Origin of the sequence: Herbiconiux dendrobii (assembly GCF_052048175.1) — a bacterium.
Lineage (GTDB): Bacteria > Actinomycetota > Actinomycetes > Actinomycetales > Microbacteriaceae > Herbiconiux.
In genome coordinates this window covers 780926-795944 of the sequence record NZ_JBLZQV010000001.1, presented here as the reverse complement: position 1 = coordinate 795944, position 15019 = coordinate 780926, and the positions used below count along the sequence as shown (strand labels likewise).

The following is a 15019-nucleotide window of genomic DNA, read 5'->3' as shown; positions in this document are numbered from 1 at the left end:
GCAAGCATAGTAGTCGCCGTCTCGGAGGTTCCGGGGCGCGAGGGAGGTTCTGTGAACGCCGCCGCCACCCCCGGTCGACCGGGCGCCGCCGACTCCGCGACCGGCACCCTGCGCTCCGTCGCCGCCGTCGTGACCGCCTTCGGCGCGGGCGAGAACCTGGTGGGGCTGGTCGAGACGCTCGCGCCCGTGCTGGGCGCGGTCGTGGTGGTCGACGACGGCAGCGGCTCCGGATCGGACGCCGTGCTGGCCCGGGCCGAGGCCGCCGGCGCGACCGTGCTGCGGCATGCGCAGAACCGCGGCATAGCCGCCGCCCTGAACACCGGCATCGCCGCCGCCCGTCAGACCCCCTCCCCCGCCTACCTCCTCACCCTCGACCAGGACTCCCGCATCGACGCGACGCTCACCGCCCGGCTCGTGGCGACGGCTCAGGATGCCGCGACCGCCGGCATCCGGGTCGGACTCGTGGCCCCGGCCCGCATCGAGGGACTGCCCTCGGCCGCCGTGTCGAGCGAGAAGGGCTTCCTGATCGGCGGTACCCCCATCCAGTCCGGCATGCTGATCCCCGCCGGCACTCTGGATGCCGTGGGCCCGTTCGCCGAAGCCCTCTTCATCGACGGGGTCGACACCGACTTCGCGCTGCGGGTGACCGCCTCCGGGCGACGGGTGCTGCTGGCCGTGGGCACCGAACTCGGCCACAGCCTCGGCGAGCGCCACGTCCCGCGCCTTCTCGGCCGCCCGATCGCGCCGGGCGGCGCGCCCCTGGCGCTCGTGGTGAGCAAGCCCTTCCGGTACTACTACCTCGTGCGCAACCGCATCCTGCTGAACCGCCGCTATGCCCGCACCCACCGCGCCTGGGCCGTGCAGCAGACCCTCGCCGACCTCCGCCACTGCCTCATCGTGCAGCTGCTCGTGCCCGGCCGCCGCGCGCGGGGCCGCGCGATGCTCGCAGGCCTCCGCGCCGGCTGGGCCGGCCGGACCGGCCGCATGCCGGGCTAGCTGCGCGAGAGACCTCTCGCCTGCGGCGAGGGGCCTCTCGCGGTCGCGCCGGTCCCCGCCCGGTGCGAGGCGGCATGTTCGCGTGCGGTCGCTGTCGCGGCCGCGCGCTCACCCTGGGTCGTCGAGAGCGGCCTGAGACCGGTTCCTTCAAGGGGGGTGCACTCTTCTTCGGGGGGTGCACTCTTCTTCAGGGGGTGCGTTCGAGGGTGTCGCAGGCGATCGGGACGGTCCAGGTGTCGGGGAGGATGGGGACCTCCACCGTGGCGGGGGCCTCCGGCAGGGCACAGGCCTCGCGGGCGTCGGTGACCGCCGCCGACCAGCTGGGGCCTCCACTGCGGATGGTCGAGACCGCCGAACGCAGCTGCCACACCGTGAGCAGCAGGCCCAGCACGAGCACCGAGACCCCGAGGATCCGCGGCAGCCGGCGCGTCCGCCCGCGAGCCGCCCGCCCGGGCGACACCCGCCCGACCAGCACGGCCGCGAACACCACCACCAGGCCGCCCACGAACAGGGCGGGCACGATGCCGTAGCGGAGCGCCCCGAGCTGCTGCCAGGTGGCCGCGTCGAAGGTCGAGTAGTAGAACCCGGGGTTGGGATTCAGCACGAACCCCGCCGACCACACCGCCACGGCGCCGAACGCCAGCAGGCCACCGGCCACCCTCTGGGCCGGTGTCCCCCGCCAGAGGATGTAGGCGAGCACCACCAGCCCCAGCAGGGCCACCGGGACGACGATCAGCGAGCCGGTGCGCACGACCAGGGCCGCCGTGTGACCCGATCCGATCCACGGCATCATCATCGCGTTCACCACGAAGCCCTGGAAGGTCGAGGCGAGGTCGGGCAGGCCGGCCGGCCGCGGCGCCCGCGCACTGAACGGCAGCGTCAGCAGCTGGCCGGCCAGCCCCAGCAGCAGGCCCGCCCGAACCGGCCAGCGCATCCGGTCCCGCAGCCGCCAGAGGAGGAACGGCACGACGACCAGCGCCTGGATCTCGGTCAGCCCGACCAGCAGCCCCACCACGCCCAGCGCGATGCCGCCGGCGAGCCCGCGCGGCCGCACGATCACCAGCCACGGCGCCAGCCAGAGCAGCAGCCCGTGCACGTTCGCCACGTCGCCCAGCACCTCGAAGGTCACCGTCGGCAGCAGCACCACGAGCAGCGCCAGCGCCACCCGCGCCGGCAGCCAGCCCACCGCATCGCGCGAGCAGACGTAGACCAGGGCGGCGACACCGCCCGCCACCACGCAGGTCGCGATCGTGATGCCGAGCCCGAACGAGGCCAGCGGCAGCGTCGACACCACCAGATCGGTCAGGATGCGCGGCAACAGGTGCTGATAGCCGTCGTAGGCGGCGAACCAGCCCTGGAACGGGCCGGCGGCGAGCCGCTGCGCCAGGAAGACGCGGCCGTCCTCGGCCCAGATCACGTCGCTGTCGGCCGGAGGGATCCTGAGCAGTCCGATGGCCAGCGCCAGCAGCCCCAGCGTGATCGCGGCGAGCGCTTCGTGCCGCCGCACGAGGAGCCCGAAGCGGGTGGCGGCGCGGACGGATCGATGGTCCACCCGTTCCCCTTCCGGTGCGCCGGCGCCTCGCGGCGTCCCTTGTTCCGACTCACGATAGGCCATCCCCGGGCCCGGATCGGGACCCGCGCCGCGCGGGCTCCCAGGGCTCGCCCGAGAGGCCCGCAGCTATGATGGGGGTCATGCCGACCGCCCTCGAACGCACGCTGATCGTGATGCCCGCGTTCAACGAGGAGGAGGCGGTCGGAGCCGTCGTGCGCGAGGTGTTCGCCACGGCCCCGGGGGTCGCCTGCCTCGTCGTCGACGACGGATCGCTCGACGCCACGGCCCGCGAGGCCGAGGCCGCCGGGGCCACCGTGCTGCGGCTGCCGATCAACCTCGGCGTCGGCGGTGCGATGCGCGCGGGCTTCAAGTACGCCGTGGCCTCGGGCTACTCCAACGTCATCCAGGTCGACTCCGACGGCCAGCACGACCCCCGCGGCATCGAGGAGCTGGTGGCCCAGCTCGGCCGGTACGACCTCGTGCTCGGCGCCCGGTTCGCGGGGGTGGGCGACTACGCGGTGCGCGGTCCCCGTCGCTGGGCGATGCAGGTGCTCTCGGGCATCCTGTCGAAGATCGCCAAGACCAAGCTCACCGACACCACCTCGGGCTTCCGGGCCAGCGGGCCGCGCGCGGTGGCCCTGTTCGCCCAGCACTACCCCTCCGAGTACCTCGGCGACACCGTCGAGTCGCTCGTGATCGCCGCCCGTTCGGGCCTCACCGTCACGCAGGTGCCCGTCGCCATGCGGCCGCGGGCCGGTGGCGTGCCCTCGCACAACCCGTACAAGGCCGCGATCTACCTCGGCCGTGCCGGAATGGCCCTGTTCGTGGCGCTGATCCGCCCGCGCATCACCATCTCCGAGCCGCCCGCCTCCACCTCCGCGATCCCGGTGGTGGGCGGATGAGCGTCGCCAGTTACATCCTCGGCATCGTCGCCGCGCTGATCGTGCTCGGCGTGGTGATCGAGTCGCTGCGCCGGCACCACCTGCGCGAGCGCCACGCCATCTGGTGGCTGGCGGCCGGCGTGATCGCCTTGGTCATCGGCGTCTTCCCCAATTTGCTCGGGGCTCTGGCCGGCCTGTTCGGGGTGACGGTGCCGACGAACCTCGTCTTCTTCCTCAGCATCGCGGTGCTGTTCCTGGTGTCGATCCAGCACTCGGGCGAGCTCACCGAGCTCGAGAGCGAGACCCGCACCCTGGCCGAAGCGGTCGCCCTGCAAGACCTGCGCATCAAAGAGCTCGAGAAGTCCCTCGCCGAGGCTCTCGAGACCCGAAGGAACCCATGACGTACGCCCCCGCATCATCCGGCGCCCGCTCCGACGGCCACGGCGACGGCACCGTCTCCGCACCCGCCAGTGCCGCCGGGTCGGCGTACGGCTCCCAGCCCGCCCCCCGCCGATCCGTCTGGCGCTGGCTGCTGCTGCCCTGGATCCTGCTCTCGGTGCTCGGAGCGCTCTGGGCGCTCGCCACCCCGATCGGCGGCTCGCCCGACGAGCCGGCGCACGTGGTGAAGGCCGGCTCCGTGGTGCGCGGCGAACTGCTGCCGAGCGAGATGATCCCGAGCGGCGGCGTGCTGCACGTGCCGGCGGCCCTCGCCTTCGAGTACGAACAGGGCTGCTTCGCGTTCTTCGCCGACGTCTCGGCCGCCTGCGCCCCCGCGTTCACGGGCGACCCGAACGAGATCGTCGAGAGCTACTCGGCCGCGAGCCTGTACAACCCCGTCTACTACTGGATGGTGGGCTGGCCCACCCTGATCGCGCCCGACTACACGGGCATCTACGCGATGCGGATCGTCAGCGCCGTGCTCACCGCGTTCTTCCTGGCCGCCACGTTCTGGATGATCGGCGCCTGGCGTTCGCACCGCGTGCCCACGCTGGCGGTGATGGCGGCGATCACGCCCATCGTGCTCTACCTGATGGGCACCGTGAACCCGAACACCCTGGAGTTCACCGCGGGCCTGGCGATGTTCGCGGCCATGCTCGGCATCGTGCTGCAACCCGATCCCCGATTGCTGGGATCCCGGCTGACGATACTGGTGATCGCGGCCGCCCTGGTGTGCAACACCCGCGGCATCTCGCCGCTCTGGGTGGCCGTGCTGCTGGTGCTGCCGCTCATCCTGCTCACCGGGCGCGAACTCGGCGCGCTGCTGAAACGGCCCGGCGTCATCATCAGCATCCTGCTGATCGCCATCGGAGCCGTGGCGAGCATCGGCTGGACGCTGTCGAGCAACTCCCTGGGCACCGGGCCGAGTGCGACCCCGGATGTGGTCTCCCAGGCCCCCGGCGTGGGCCTCACCCCGGTCGAGGGCTTCTTCGCCATGATCGGCCAGTTCTACCTGCAGGCCCGGCAGATGGTGGGCATCCTGGGCTGGCTCGACACCCCGCTGCATCCGACCGTCTACTTCGTCACCTACGCCCTGGTGGGGTTGTTGGCGCTCGGCACGGTCATCTGGGTGCGCGGCCGCAAGCTCGTGTTCGTGATCGCGCTGGCGCTGGCGTTCTTCTTCCTCCCCCCGCTGATCCAGTCGTTCTATGTGACCCGTGGCGGGCTGATCTGGCAGGGCCGCTACACGCTCATCCTCGCCATGGCACTGCTGCTCGGGATGGCGGCGTGCATCGCCGCGTCGCCGCGCTTCCTGCGCTGGAGCCGCGGCCGCTGGGTGCTCACGGTCGTGGCCGTGCTGGCCGGGATCGCCTGGACCTACGCGATCGCGTACTCGTTCCAGACCACCATGCGCCGCTTCGCCATCGGGTACGAGAACGAGTGGGCCCAGGTCGCCGATCCGGGTGCCTGGGCGCCACCGATCGGCGCCGTCCCGCTCGCCATCGCCTTCGCCGTCACCGCCGCGCTGTTCGCGCTCTGGGTGGTGCTCGCCGGCCGCGACCGCCGGCCGAGCGGCGTAACCTCCGACTGATCCCCGTCGTTCCGGGCCGGATGCCGCATCCGGGGTGGCGAAGCGCGGTGAACACACAGCAGCAACCTCGGTGAAACACCGGCCGCCTACGCTTCGGGACATGGCCTCCACCCCCGCAGAACGCGCTCGGATCGTGATCTTCTCCGGCCCACGCGCCACCATCCAGAACAGCCCCGCCCTGCGCACCAGCCAGTCGGTGCGCCGCGAGCGCGGTCTCGCCGGGGCCGACGCCACCCGGCCCGAGTCGTTGCGTGCGCAGAACCTGGCCGCGCCGGTCACCGCCTACGTGTCGGCGTTCTCGGCGCATCCGCTCGAGAAGGACGCCGCCGAGCTCTACGGTCCGGTCGACGGCTGGCTCGACCCCGACACCGGCGCGTTCTCGGCCGAGGAGACCCCCGGGGGCACTCCCGTCTACAAGGTCACCCTCGACCCCGCCGACGGCCCCTTCCCCCTCCCCTACGCCGCCACGCAGGCGAACGGGCAGCCCTGGGACGGGCCCTTCGACGACGCCGGCACCGCCCGGCAGCTGTTCTACCCCGACGCCTCGCGGATCGTGCGCGAGATCGACCACTTCGGACTCGACGGCTACGGGGCCAACAACCTGATGAGCGACCTCGCCGACTTCGACTTCGTGCGGGCCGCGCCCTCCGGCGGTTACACCAAGGGGCAGCCCGCCGCCGAACGGACCGACACCCCGACGCCGGCCGGGCACCGCGGCGAACCGGGCGACCTCGCCCCCGAGACGCTCGGCGAGCACTTCTTCCCCTACATGCCGATGCGCCAGGAGCCGGCGCTGCCGACGCTCGCGGCACTGACCAACATCGTCTACGACACCCTCGCCGGCGGCGACTACGACGGCGCCATCTGGCTCGAGGGCAGCCCCACCACCGAGGAGACGGTGTACTGGTTCAACCTGCTCATCCCCACCACGAAGCCGCTCATCGGCAACTGCTCGCAGTACGGCCACGGGGTGTTCGGCAACGACGGCGACCACAACCTGGTGCAGTCGGCGACCTACATCGCCTCGAAGGTGTGGTCGGATGCCGAGGGCCGCGATCGCGTCGGCGCCGTGATGATCCAGAACGGTCAGGTGTTCACCTCGCGCGAGGTGCAGAAGGCGGATGCCCGCCCCGGCGGGTACATCGCCTACGGCGGTCACGGCGGCATCGTGGGCAACACGGTCGAAGACCCGGTGCTCTCGTTCGTGCCGGTGGCCCGGCACACCCACACGTCCGCGCTGACCCTCGACCAGCTGCCCACCGCGGTCACCGGCATCCACGGTTCGCCGGTGCCGACGCGCGACGAGAACGGTCACCTGCGGGCCGACGCGCTGCCCAAGGTCACCATCGCCCGCTACGTGAACTACGGGCAGGACGACTTCTCCGACTCCGCCGACAGCGAGGTCGAGATCCTGGCCCGGGTGCAGAAGAACCTGCGCGACCACCCGCTCTCGGGCATCGTGGCCGAGGGATCGGCGCCCTACGGCGGCGTCTACGAGTCGATGCGCGCCGCGCTGCTGCAGGGCGTGTTCCGCGGCATGCCGGTTGTGGCTGTGGGTCGTGGCGGCGGCGGGTACGCCTTCGGCCAGTCGACGATGGGCGGCCTGCTCATCCGCGGCAGCAACCTCTCGGCGCCGAAGGCCCGCATCCTGCTGATGGCGAGCCTTCTGAAGTTCGGCGCCCTGCCCGTGCCGGCCGATCCGGATGCCCCGACGCCGGCCGAGCTCGACGCCATCCGCGAGAAGGTGGCCGAGTACCAGGCCGTCTTCGACTCGCACTGATCTTTCGACCGATAGGAGCACCACAAATGGTCAGCTACGGAGTCTTCCTCCCCGTCGGCAACAACGGCTGGATCCTCTCGAACACCTCGCCCCAGTACGAGCCCACCTTCGCGCTGCAGCGCGCCGTCGTGGAGCGCGCCGAGAAGCACGGCTTCGACTTCGCGCTGGCGATGCTGAAGTACCGCGGTTACGGGGGCGAGACCCAGCACTGGAACCACACGATCGACCCGATGACGCTGATGGCGGCGCTGGCCCCGGTCACCTCCACGATCAAGCTCTACGCCACCGTCTCGCCGCTCAGCTACAACCCGATCGTGGTGGCCAAGATGGCGCAGCTGATCGACGAGATCTCCGGCGGCCGCTTCGGCATCAACCTGGTGGCCGGCTGGAACCGCAGCGAGTACGCCCAGATGGGCGCCTGGCGCGGCGACGACTACTACGGCTACCGCTACGACTACCTCAGCGAGTTCACCCAGATCCTGCTGACCGCGTGGGAGACCGGCCGGGTCACCTTCCACGGCGAGTACTTCGACATCGAGGACTGCGAGGTGGCACCCGTTCCCGCGGGCCACATCGACCTCATCTCGGCGGGCACCTCGGGGCGCGGTCGCCGCTTCGTGGCCGAGTACGCCGACTACCACTTCGGAGCCGGGGGCGACGCCGCGGAGGTGGCGGCCTCGAACACCGCCCTCGCCGAGGCGAGCGCGAGCCTCGGCCGCACGCCGGGCGCCTTCGCGCAGACCCTCGTCATCCTCGGCGACACGGATGCCGACGCGGCCCGCAAGGTGGAGCTCTACACGCGGGGTGTCGACCGCGGCGCCGTGGCCGGGATGGTGCGGGAGTACTCCAACGACACCTCCACCGACGGCTCCAGCGCCATGGTGGCGGAGAGCCACCGCGCCGAGGTGTCGCCGTTCTACGGCGGCCGGGCCCTGGTGGGCTCGCCGCAGACCGTGGCCGATCACCTCAACGCCATCGCCGCCGTGCCCGGCACGGCCGGCACGATGCTCACCTTCGACGACTTCCTCGAAGGCGTCGACCGGTTCGGTACCGAGGTCATGCCCCTGCTCGACCACCTGCCGGCCCGCACGGCCTCCCCGATCGAATCCGGCAAGGAAGGCTGACCCGTGCCCTACCAGATGAGTCTCGCGCTCGACCTCTCGTTCTCGCACCACCAGGGCCGGTGGCGCCTCCCCGGCTCCTGGGCCGGCCGCGACTTCCCCGACCTGCGGATGTACCGCGAACTGCTGCTGGCGGCCGAGCGCGGCTGCCTCGACATGGTGTTCTTCGGCGACGGAACCGGCATCCCCTCCACCTACGGGGCCTCGATCGACCCGGCCGTCGAGTGGGGCATCGGCTTCCCGCGGCAGGACATGAGCCCGTTCATCGCCGCCCTCGCCCAGGACACGCAGCACATCGGCTTCGGGCTCACCTACTCGTCGACCTTCATGCATCCGTTCTACGTGTCGCGCCTGCTCAACTCGCTCGACATCGTGACGAACGGGCGGATGGCGTTCAACGTGGTCACCTCCTCGCGGGGGGCGGATGCCGCCAACTTCGGCTTCGACGAGCTGATGGACCACGACGCCCGGTACCGCCGGATGGAGGAGTTCGTGCGGGTGTGCCAGGAGCTCTGGCGCAGCGTCGACCGCGACGCCTTCGTATGGGACCGCGAGACCGGCATGGTGGCCGAGCCCGGCAGCATCCGGGCCATCGACCACCACGGCGAGTTCTTCGACGTGGCCGGGCCGCTGAACACGGTGGCGAGCCCGCAGCAGGCGCCCGTGCTGATCCAGGCCGGCGGATCGCCTCGCGGCATCCGGGCGTCTGCCGGGTTCGCCGATGTGGTCTTCGGCGGAGCCTTCGCCGAGGCCGACCGGGTGCGGCACCGCACCACGCTGGACCAGGAGTTGCTGGCCGCCGGCCGCGACCCGTCACGGGTCGGCATCCTGTGGGATCTGCACCTGATCGTGGGCGACACTCCCGACGACGCGCGCCGGCGCAAGGAACAGCTGGCCGATCTGCTTCCGCCGGAAGCCTCCGCCGCCCAGTTCGCCCACAACACGGGCTACGACTTCGCCTCCCTGCCGGCGCGCTTCACGCTGGAGGAGCTGCAGGCCGAGGTGATCGCCAAGCAGGCCAGCCCGATGGGCTTCCGCGACCTGGTGAACGAGCACGGCGCCACCACCGAGCTCAGCCGGGAGGAGTTCTTCGACTCGCTCTGGAAGGTGGCCACCGGGTACGAGCACACCGTCGCGGGCAGTGCCGCCGAGGTGGCCGACTACCTCGAGGAGTCGTACGAGTCGACCGGTAGCCGGGGCGGTTTCATGATCGCGCACCCGCAGGTGACGCCTCGCGACCTGATCGACGTGGTGGGGCTGCTGGTGCCCGAGCTGCAGCGCCGGGGGCGATTCCGCACCCGGTATGACGGCACCACGCTCCGCGACACCTTGGGGGTGCCGGCGTTCGCGTGAGAGGCTCGAGACGATGACGAGCGATCACCCGGACGACGGCCCGCGCCCGGCACGGCCCCTCGGCGGCACCGGGCCCCGGCGCCGCAGCTTCACCGACGACAAGATGCTCGACCTCGGTCAGCACCGGCGTCAGGACGAGGCGCGCCGGCTGCGGGACCTCGTCTCGGCCTTCGTGCTGGCTGCGGCCGACAGCGGACAGCGGCTGCCCTCCGACGAGGAGATCGCACGCGAGTTCTCGTGCACCCGCAACACCGCCCGGATCGCGATGCAGATGCTCGTGCAGGAGAACACCATCGGCCGCACCGCCGGCCAGGGCACCTACGCGCACAGCCGGCCCACCACCTGGCGCACCGATCGTCTGCTCGACATGCTGCGGATCGACCCCGCCCCGGTCGAACACGACTACCTGCTGATCGGATGGCGCGAGACCACCGCGGTGCCGGCCTCGATGGCCGCCGTCTTCTCCCCCGAGGCGAACCGGATGGCGGTGTTCGAGCGGGTGGTGCTCTACCGCCACCGGCCCGGATCGCTGCGCACGTACTATGTACCGCTGCGTGACCGGGACGAGTTCACCCGCGCCGACGCGAACGACGACGTGCTCGAGATCCTGGAGGGCCGCTTCGGCCACCGGCCGCTCAGCGCCTCCCGCCAGATCAGTGCGATCTCGGCCGACCTCTCGGCCGCCGAGCTGCTCGCGGTCGATGTGGGGTCGCCGCTGCTGTTCATCGAGACCACCGTGCGCTCGGCCGCCGGCCACGTCGTGATGGTCTACCACGGCCGCCAGCGCTCCGACCAAGTGCGGGTGGAGCTCTCACCGGCCCGCGGCGAGCTGTAGTCCGTGTCCCTCCAGGGCGGCGCGGTCCAGTCCGGATCGCCCATTCCGCAGGGCTCTTCGGCCGCAAACTAATCGAGCTTTCATCAGGTCTTTCTGATAGAATCTCAGTATGCAGAACGACGCTCAACTCCCAGAGATCGCCAACGATCTCCGCGGCGTCGTGGGCACGGTCTGCGCGAGGTTGGCGGGGCTCAGCGGCGACGAGGTGCTGAAGGTGATGGCCGATTTCGAGGCCATTGGGCGGGTGATTTCGGCGGGGCAGGTGCGGGTGGCCGGTGAGGTCGGGGTGCGGTCCCGCAGCGAGCTGGGGGATGAGGGCTTGAGTCGGTCGCAGAACTTCACCAGCCCGGTCAAGCTCGTCTCCACCGTCACCGGCACCTCGGTGCGGGAGAGCAAGGCGCGTCTCGAGCTCGGGCGACGGCTGCGCGGCGCGGTGCTTCTGGGTGGCGGCGAAGGCCCGGCCCCGTTCCCGGTCGTGGCCCAGGCTCTCGATGAGGGTGTCCTCGGGGTGGAGACGGCGTCGATCATCACCAGCCGGTGCGCCGAGCTCGCAGAGCGCGGATGTGCCCCCGATGTGGTGGCCAGTGCCGAGCAGACCCTCGTCGACGAGACCATCGCGCACCATCTGACCGCCGATCAGGCGTCCAGGCTCGCCACCCATCTGCGTGAGGTCATCGACCCCGACGGTGCCGAACCTCGGGACGAGGTGCTCCAGCAGCAGCGATCGCTCACGATCGCGCAGGCCGCTGACGGGATGATCCGGGGCCGGTTCGCCCTCACCCCCGAACAAGGCGCGGTGTGGTTGGCGAGCATCCAGGCCATGCAGAGCCCCCGCGTGTCAGGTTCTCCTGCCGGTTCCCCGGGCGGCGGACCGCGGTTCCTCAGCGAAGACGAGTTCGTCGCGCAAACCGCCACCACTGACATCCGCACGCAAGCGCAGAAGAACGCCGACACCGTCACCGAACTGATCGCCCGCGCTGCCGGCGCCCCCGATATGCCCCGCCTGAATGGCGCCACCACCACGGTCAACGTCCACATCTCGCTCGATAACGTCGAGACCGGTCGCGGTGTCGGATGGATCGACGGTATCGACGAACCCGTTCCTGCCTCTACGATCGCCCAGCTGCGCTGCAGCTCTCCGGTCGCTGCGACACTGTTCAGCGATCGCGGTGCGGTGCTCTACCACGGCAAGACAGAACGCCTCTTCAGTCCGGCCCAGAACCGAGCCCTCGCGGCCCGAGACGGCGGATGCGTCTGGCCCGACTGCGACCGACCACCCTCATTCTGCGAAACACACCACGCAGACGAATGGGTATCCGCCGATCATCCACCGGGACGTACCGATATCGATAACGGCGTGCTGCTCTGTCACTTCCATCACTCGCACCTGCATAAGTCATCCTGGAAACTGGTCATGCGCACCGGTGTGCCCCACCTCATCCCACCGAGGTGGATCGACATCGCCCAGACACCGATCCCGACCACCCGCCGACGCACCATCCGCCACCCAGCCGCCTAACCGCGCGCGCCCGTCTCCGAGAACCGGGCACCGTCATCGAAGGCAAGCGCGAAGCGCGCGGCAGCCCATCCATCGGGCCAACCATCCGCGAACCGAACCCGCACGGGGCTGCCGCGCGCTCCGCGCTTGCCAACGATGGCCATGGCCGAGTCGGCGGGTGCCTGATCGCATTCGGGGCAGGTGAGGATCGATTGCGACGGTGTCGGCTGCTGGCTGGGGAAGCGACACGATCGGCATCGCTGGGGCAAGTCGTGCGTGTCGCGGGTTATCCGATCGCACCTTTCCTGCCGGGACGGAGTGACGGGGCGAGCACGGCCAGGGCGACGAGCAGGACGGCCGCGATGACGGCGACCGCGGCGAGGTCTCCGGAGGCGGCCGCGAGCGCGAACACCAGCAGCGGGCCGACGGCGGCGCCCACGTCGCCCGCCGTGCGGGTGAGCCCCACCACGGCGCCGGCCGTCGCCGGAGCGAAGCGCTCGCTCGTGACGACGTTCGGCACCACACCGGCCACACTCGTGGCCAGGTAGTACAGCACGATCGCCGTTCCGAACCCGAGCGGTGCCGTGAGGAAGGGGAACGCCAGCAGCACGGCCGCGCCGACGACTCCGGCGGGCACGAGCACCGCGAGCCGCGCACCTCGGTCGACCAGTCGCCCCATCACGGGCAGCACCGCGATGCTCACCACCGTGCCCACCGCCATCGCCACACCCAACCCCAAGGGCGAGAGGCCGCCGGTGGCGTAGGCCAGCACCGGAATGAGCCCCTGCTCCCCCGCGAAGCGCGCCAGGAAGGTGGCGAAGGAGAAGACCACCAAGCCCACGACCAGCCGCCGGCCACCGGAACGCGCAGCCCCGGCTGGATCCGAGGGATCCGCGGCTGCCGGGGACGTCGAAGCACCGTGGGGCGGCAGCATGGGCGCAAGATCGGGTACGGGTGAGGGCTCGGGCTCGGGCTCGGGCTCGGGCTCAAGCTCGGGTACGGGCACGGTTTCCGGCTCAGGCACCTCCGGCGAGCGCCGGAACGCACCCCAGTAGTGCCGCGCCGGCCGCAGCAGGTCGAACCCGAGGCACAGCAGCAGCGGCACCGCCGCCACCGCGAACGCCGCGGTCACGCCCCAGCCCTCCACGACGACACCGCCGAGCAGCGCGCCCACCGCCGATCCGCTCATCTGCACCACGGTGGCCGTCGCCATCGTGCTGCCCCGTCGGGCCGGCGGCGCCCCGGCCACGAGCACGGCGAAGCCGATCGTCACGGCGGCACCGCCCAGCACGCCCGCGAGCAGGCGGGCACCGAGCAGCAGGGGCTCCGAGTCGAGCAGTCCGGTCACCGCGGTCAGGCCCGCCAGCAGCACCGAGACCACCTGCAGGAAGGGCCGGGGCGGAATGCGGCGGAGCGCCAGCCCGGCCGGCACGTTGGCCAGCACCCGCCCGATCGCGAAGGCCGCGATCAGCAGGCCGATGCTGCCCACCCCGATCCCGAACCGCTCGACCAAGAGCGGCAGCGCCGGCACGATCACGCCCCAGGTCATCTGCACCGACGCGATGAACGCGCAGACGAGGATCGCCTGCGCGTTCATGCCGAGCGGAGCGGATGCCCGCCCGGCCGCCCCCTCACCGGCGGCCGGGGGCATCCCCGGGATCAGTCCATCCCGATCGAGGTGTCGATGAACTCGTTGGTCACCAGGTCGGTGGGGGTCAGCGAGTCGGCGACGGTGATGCCCTGCTGGCTGTAGACCGGCAGCACCTTGTCCATCAGATCCTGCACCCGGGCCTCGTCGAAGTCGCCGAGCGTCTCGTTGTCGCCGTTGCCCGAGATGCCCTCGGAGAGCATCGTCTCGACCGAGTAGTCCGCCACGCCCTGCGTGTAGACCCAACCGGTGTCGTACTGGTCGACCAGGTCGAGGATGAGCGCGTTCGTGGCATCCGGCGCCGCGAAGTAGTCGACCTCGGCCTGCTGCAGCACCGGCACGAGGGCCGCCAGGCAGTCCGACTGCGCCGCCACGTCGTCGCTGCGCACCACCACCGGGTCTTGATACGGCCGGAAGCCGAGGTCGTCGATCAGCTGGTACTGCACGGGCTTCATCCAGCTCTCCACCTCGTTCTCGTACACGAAGGGCTCGGCCGAGGCGTAGCCCTGCTGGGCGTCCTTGCCGCCGGCCGCCACGAACGAGGCGGGGCTGCCGTCGTAGGATCCGTCGGTCTGATCGGCCGGGATGATCCCCGCCGAGGTGAGGTACTCCATGTACGCGGTGCCGTCGAAGTAGCGGATGATCGCGCCCGCGTCGACGAGGTCGCTCACGCCTTTCACGTCGGGGTAGGTCGCCGGGTCCCACATGATCATCAGCGGGCTGATGTCGTGCGAGGCGAACACGGCGGTGGTGGGCATCTCGGCCGACTGCGCGATCGACTCGTCGGTGGAGACGTAGCCGAGCAGGATGTCGGGGTCGGTGTACATCAGGCTGCTGACGGTCTGGTAGCCGGTGGCCGGCCCGCCCGCCCGGATCTCCACGTCGACACCGGTGTACTCGCCGCCGGCCATCAGCGGTCCGGAGACGACCTTGTTCGTGGAGTCGATCGTGTAGTCGTCGCCGAGCAGCTGATAGAGGTGACCGTGCTCGGCCTCGGGGTTCCAGCCGGTCTGGATGACGACCTTCGCGGGGCAGCCGGCCGCGGCGAGGTCGGTGGAGCCGACGCTGAGCGCGGCATCCGTGGGGCCGTCCTCGCTGGCCGAGGAGCCGGAACTGCACGCGCTGAGCAGCAGGGCCGTGGCGGCGAGCGCACCGAGCGAGACGGCGGTCTTCGACCTGGTGCGGAGCGGGGTGGTGCGAAGCGGAGTGGTGCGGAGCATGGGATCTCCCTCATGTCGGCGGTGCAGGATCGGGTCGAGGTCACTGGTGCCCCGCCAGTCTCGCGGCCCGCCGTTGCACGCCTGTTTCCCGAGGGAGAACTCTCCG

Annotated in this window: 12 protein-coding genes; 9 read left to right on the top strand and 3 right to left on the bottom strand. The window is 71.1% G+C overall.

Translation table 11 applies throughout. The annotated features are described in order from the left end of the window. Window positions 1–51: 51 nt before the first annotated feature. Window positions 52–996, top strand: a complete 945-nt coding sequence (locus ACN4JJ_RS03675; protein ID WP_440708545.1) for a glycosyltransferase — start codon at window positions 52–54, stop codon at window positions 994–996. Between the two features lie 187 nt (window positions 997–1183). Here the strand turns inward: ACN4JJ_RS03675 and ACN4JJ_RS03670 are convergent, their stop codons facing one another. Beyond that, on the bottom strand, window positions 1184–2548 hold the full coding sequence (locus tag ACN4JJ_RS03670; protein WP_440708544.1) for a hypothetical protein: 1365 nt from the start codon (window positions 2546–2548) through the stop codon (window positions 1184–1186). Window positions 2549–2688: 140 nt separating this feature from the next. Here ACN4JJ_RS03670 and ACN4JJ_RS03665 point away from each other — a divergent pair, with 140 nt between their 5' ends. The 8 genes from ACN4JJ_RS03665 to ACN4JJ_RS03630 all read left to right on the top strand — a co-directional run bounded on the left by ACN4JJ_RS03665 (window position 2689) and on the right by ACN4JJ_RS03630 (window position 12066). After that, the gene (locus ACN4JJ_RS03665; RefSeq protein WP_440708543.1) at window positions 2689–3450 is read left to right on the top strand and encodes a glycosyltransferase family 2 protein; all 762 of its coding nucleotides are present in this window, start codon (window positions 2689–2691) and stop codon (window positions 3448–3450) included. Next, window positions 3447–3830: a DUF2304 domain-containing protein gene (locus ACN4JJ_RS03660; RefSeq protein ID WP_440708542.1), complete on the top strand. Its 384-nt coding sequence runs from the start codon at window positions 3447–3449 to the stop codon at window positions 3828–3830. Before ACN4JJ_RS03665 ends, ACN4JJ_RS03660 begins: the two co-directional genes overlap by 4 nt. After that, window positions 3827–5458, top strand: a complete 1632-nt coding sequence (locus ACN4JJ_RS03655) for a DUF2142 domain-containing protein (RefSeq protein WP_440708541.1) — start codon at window positions 3827–3829, stop codon at window positions 5456–5458. The genes ACN4JJ_RS03660 and ACN4JJ_RS03655 overlap by 4 nt, the downstream gene beginning before the upstream one ends. Window positions 5459–5558: 100 nt before the next feature. Beyond that, the gene (locus ACN4JJ_RS03650; protein ID WP_440708540.1) at window positions 5559–7238 is read left to right on the top strand and encodes an asparaginase domain-containing protein; all 1680 of its coding nucleotides are present in this window, start codon (window positions 5559–5561) and stop codon (window positions 7236–7238) included. A 26-nt stretch (window positions 7239–7264) separates the two neighbouring features. Then, the gene (locus ACN4JJ_RS03645) at window positions 7265–8362 is read left to right on the top strand and encodes an LLM class flavin-dependent oxidoreductase (protein ID WP_440708539.1); all 1098 of its coding nucleotides are present in this window, start codon (window positions 7265–7267) and stop codon (window positions 8360–8362) included. 3 nt (window positions 8363–8365) lie between these two features. Beyond that, window positions 8366–9712, top strand: a complete 1347-nt coding sequence (locus tag ACN4JJ_RS03640) for an NtaA/DmoA family FMN-dependent monooxygenase (RefSeq protein ID WP_440708538.1) — start codon at window positions 8366–8368, stop codon at window positions 9710–9712. Window positions 9713–9725: 13 nt separating this feature from the next. Then, window positions 9726–10547, top strand: coding sequence for a GntR family transcriptional regulator (locus tag ACN4JJ_RS03635; RefSeq protein WP_440708537.1), 822 nt, complete (start codon window positions 9726–9728; stop codon window positions 10545–10547). Window positions 10548–10656: 109 nt separating this feature from the next. After that, complete coding sequence (locus tag ACN4JJ_RS03630; RefSeq protein ID WP_440708536.1) at window positions 10657–12066, top strand: HNH endonuclease signature motif containing protein; 1410 nt, start codon at window positions 10657–10659, stop codon at window positions 12064–12066. Between the two features lie 265 nt (window positions 12067–12331). Here the strand turns inward: ACN4JJ_RS03630 and ACN4JJ_RS03625 are convergent, their stop codons facing one another. Together ACN4JJ_RS03625 and ACN4JJ_RS03620 are read right to left on the bottom strand one after the other, a co-directional pair. After that, the gene (locus tag ACN4JJ_RS03625) at window positions 12332–13696 is read right to left on the bottom strand and encodes an MFS transporter (RefSeq protein WP_440708535.1); all 1365 of its coding nucleotides are present in this window, start codon (window positions 13694–13696) and stop codon (window positions 12332–12334) included. 8 nt (window positions 13697–13704) lie between these two features. After that, window positions 13705–14913: an ABC transporter substrate-binding protein gene (locus ACN4JJ_RS03620; protein ID WP_440708534.1), complete on the bottom strand. Its 1209-nt coding sequence runs from the start codon at window positions 14911–14913 to the stop codon at window positions 13705–13707. Window positions 14914–15019 lie beyond the last annotated feature (106 nt).

Bases quoted from the DNA above. Each gene is read 5' to 3' on its own strand.
- ACN4JJ_RS03660 (WP_440708542.1), top strand. From the start codon at position 3,447: ATGAGCGTCGCCAGTTACATCCTCGGCATCGTCGCCGCGCTGATCGTG.
- ACN4JJ_RS03645 (WP_440708539.1), top strand. From the start codon at position 7,265: ATGGTCAGCTACGGAGTCTTCCTCCCCGTCGGCAACAACGGCTGGATC.
- ACN4JJ_RS03665 (WP_440708543.1), top strand. From the start codon at position 2,689: ATGCCGACCGCCCTCGAACGCACGCTGATCGTGATGCCCGCGTTCAAC.
- ACN4JJ_RS03630 (WP_440708536.1), top strand. From the start codon at position 10,657: ATGCAGAACGACGCTCAACTCCCAGAGATCGCCAACGATCTCCGCGGC.
- ACN4JJ_RS03650 (WP_440708540.1), top strand. From the start codon at position 5,559: ATGGCCTCCACCCCCGCAGAACGCGCTCGGATCGTGATCTTCTCCGGC.
- ACN4JJ_RS03620 (WP_440708534.1), bottom strand. From the start codon at position 14,913: ATGCTCCGCACCACTCCGCTTCGCACCACCCCGCTCCGCACCAGGTCG.
- ACN4JJ_RS03625 (WP_440708535.1), bottom strand. From the start codon at position 13,696: ATGCCCCCGGCCGCCGGTGAGGGGGCGGCCGGGCGGGCATCCGCTCCG.
- ACN4JJ_RS03655 (WP_440708541.1), top strand. From the start codon at position 3,827: ATGACGTACGCCCCCGCATCATCCGGCGCCCGCTCCGACGGCCACGGC.
- ACN4JJ_RS03635 (WP_440708537.1), top strand. From the start codon at position 9,726: ATGACGAGCGATCACCCGGACGACGGCCCGCGCCCGGCACGGCCCCTC.